Genomic DNA, 2,479 nt, shown 5'->3' on the forward strand with positions numbered 1-2,479 from the left:
AACAAATTCAACACCGACACACCACCGGCATCCAATGCAATATACGGCCTCACATCCTGGTCCAACACCTGTTCCACCACCGCTATCTTCTTCTTCAACGGCAGCTCCATCCAGCCAGGATAGCCTCCGGGTATAACCTCGCCCATGTCCTTCGGCACCGGAGCAGACACATACGTATCCGCAAACGGAATATCTGTACACTGATCAGCAGCGACATCGATCGCCTGCAAAATTAAATTGAGGTGCGGATGCGTCTCCTTCGGAAAAGCCGGCACCTCGGAACGGTCCCTAACTTGCTTGTCAATGAGGTCAGCGCTCACACGTCGCGCCTGGTCGTAATTTTTCCCCACCAGCAATTCGCAAGCAGCTTCGGCCGCACCAATCAAGGCCGACTGCCCATACACCTGGAATTTGGCATCGACAATGATGCCATCATCCTTGTCTACCAACCAATAAAGCTTGACGGCATTGCCATCGACAAGGCGCCCATCATGCCCTTCAACCATGCGCATATCGCGCGCCTCAGCTTCTTCTTTAGTGAAAAAACCGGCACAACGCGGATTCTCAATCTTGGCGACCAATTTCTTACTATAACGCGCCCAAGGAAACGGAGTACTCAATAGCGTCAGTCCCATCATTTTGAGACCTCATCAGTTGCAAGCCACTTGTTGGACACCTTACGAAGCCGCTTCACGCACTCCACAATGATCCCCACAGCCCGGTCAATGTCATCTTCCGTAGTCTCACGCGATAGACTAAAACTAATCGCACTATGCGCCAACACTTCTTCCACTCCACAAGCGGCCAACACAAGGCCAATCTGCTGAAAAGTCCCGCCTCCAATACTGGCATACACACCCTTGCGATTGAGCAAATACAACAACGCCTCATTAGCCACCCCAGGAAATGCCATGGCGGTGCAATTAGGAAGTCTCTCTTGATCCCGGAAAAACACCACTACATCCGGCAGCAACGCTATCAGATCATTCTCAAACTTGCTGCGCAACCGTGCGACCTCAGTACAAATCAAATCACGCGCATCCAACGCCTCACGCGCGGCCTGCCCCAACGCGACCAACCCGGCCACACTGAAACTGCCAGCCCGCTGGCCTGCCTGCTCGCTGCCACCCAAAATAAACGGAGAACATCTCACATCACTGCGGATATATAGACCGCCTGTCCCCGAAGGAGCATGAAAACTGTCCCCATTGAAAGTCATAAACTGGGCAGGCACCTCCTCCCAATCGGTAAACAACTTGCCAAGCGCATGCGACACATCTAAATGCAACCGCACACCGCGCTCCTGACAGAGTTCCGCAATCTCAATAATAGGATTCACCACGCCGGTCAATCCATTCGCCCACGATAACGACACCAGCGCCGTACGCGGAGTCAACATGTCAGCAATGGCCTGGGCGGTTATACGCCCATATTTATCCGCGGGAACCATCTTGCCGAGACAACTCAACTGCTCCAACCTGCCCATCGCCATAATGGCAGGGGCCTCATCAATAGCCGAAGTGATATACTGATTCTTGCCGGTATGCACAGTCACATCGAAATAGGTCGACAATATCACATGATTGACTCCCTCCGCAGCCGAAGAGGTAAACAACACCGTATCCTGCTCTTTGGCTCCCAACAAGGCGTAAATGCCTCTTAAAGCCTCGTCAATGGCGGGAAAGAGCTGCTGTCCGACCTGATGCGGAGCAGACGCCACTCCCCACCGTTCGGTCAAAAAGGGCAACATCTTTGCCACCGCTTGTTCGGATGGACGCGTCGTCGTATTGTTATCGAGATAAATAGAATGGCTATTATGCATTATGATAGGGGGGTTCTGGCAAAATTGCCGTCGCTAAAATTATAAACAATTGGCACTCCAGTCGCCAATTCCAAATGCACAACCTCATCATGGCTGAGCCCATCCAATTCCATAATGATAGATCGCAACGAATTACCATGCGCCGATATCAACACATTCTTCCCCTGCTCTAACAGCGGAACAACTTTCTGATTGAAATAAGGGATCGAACGCGCAGCTGTCATAGCCAAACTTTCGCCCTCCGGCGGAGCAATGTCATAACTTCTCCGCCAAAGCTTCACCTGGTCTGCTCCGAATTTCTCCGCAGTCTCCGCCTTATTAAGCCCCTGCAACTTCCCATACATGCGTTCATTGAGCTCCCAACAACGAATGACAGGAATCGTATTCAACTTAGTAGCGTCACTGAAAATTTTACTCCAGTCATCAAGCTTCCCTTCCCCAGAATGCAAAATCACTGGCACCTTACCCGAATGATGCTCGCTCATCACCAACATGGCTGTCATCTGCGCACGTATCAATGTGGTCGTAATAATAACATCAATCGGGATATCACGAATTAACTTACCCGCAGCCAAAGCCTCATCAATGCCTTGCTTAGACAGCGGAATATCCACCCACCCAGTAAAGAGATTATGCTTATTCCACTCCGACTGTCCA

At 51.1% G+C, this 2,479-nt stretch carries 3 protein-coding genes; all 3 read right to left on the reverse strand.

Annotated elements, in window-relative coordinates; translation table 11 throughout:
• On the reverse strand, positions 1-638 hold a 638-nt coding region (locus HWQ67_RS16260; RefSeq protein WP_218253735.1), incomplete at its 3' end, for an iron-sulfur cluster assembly scaffold protein.
• Positions 635-1,822 (reverse strand): cysteine desulfurase family protein, encoded by a 1,188-nt coding sequence (locus HWQ67_RS16265; RefSeq protein WP_218253736.1) that lies wholly within the window; start codon positions 1,820-1,822, stop codon positions 635-637. The genes HWQ67_RS16260 and HWQ67_RS16265, both read right to left, overlap by 4 nt.
• Positions 1,822-2,479, reverse strand: a 658-nt coding sequence (locus HWQ67_RS16270) for a 2,3-bisphosphoglycerate-dependent phosphoglycerate mutase (RefSeq protein ID WP_218253737.1), incomplete at its 5' end; no start/stop codon positions are given. The genes HWQ67_RS16270 and HWQ67_RS16265, both read right to left, overlap by 1 nt.

Source organism: Candidatus Magnetobacterium casense, assembly GCF_019173545.1.
Classification (GTDB): domain Bacteria; phylum Nitrospirota; class Thermodesulfovibrionia; order Thermodesulfovibrionales; family Magnetobacteriaceae; genus Magnetobacterium; species Magnetobacterium cryptolimnobacter.

Excerpts from the sequence above, each read along its gene's own strand:
- HWQ67_RS16265 (WP_218253736.1), bottom strand. The coding sequence starts at position 1,822 with ATGCATAATAGCCATTCTATTTATCTCGATAACAATACGACGACGCGT.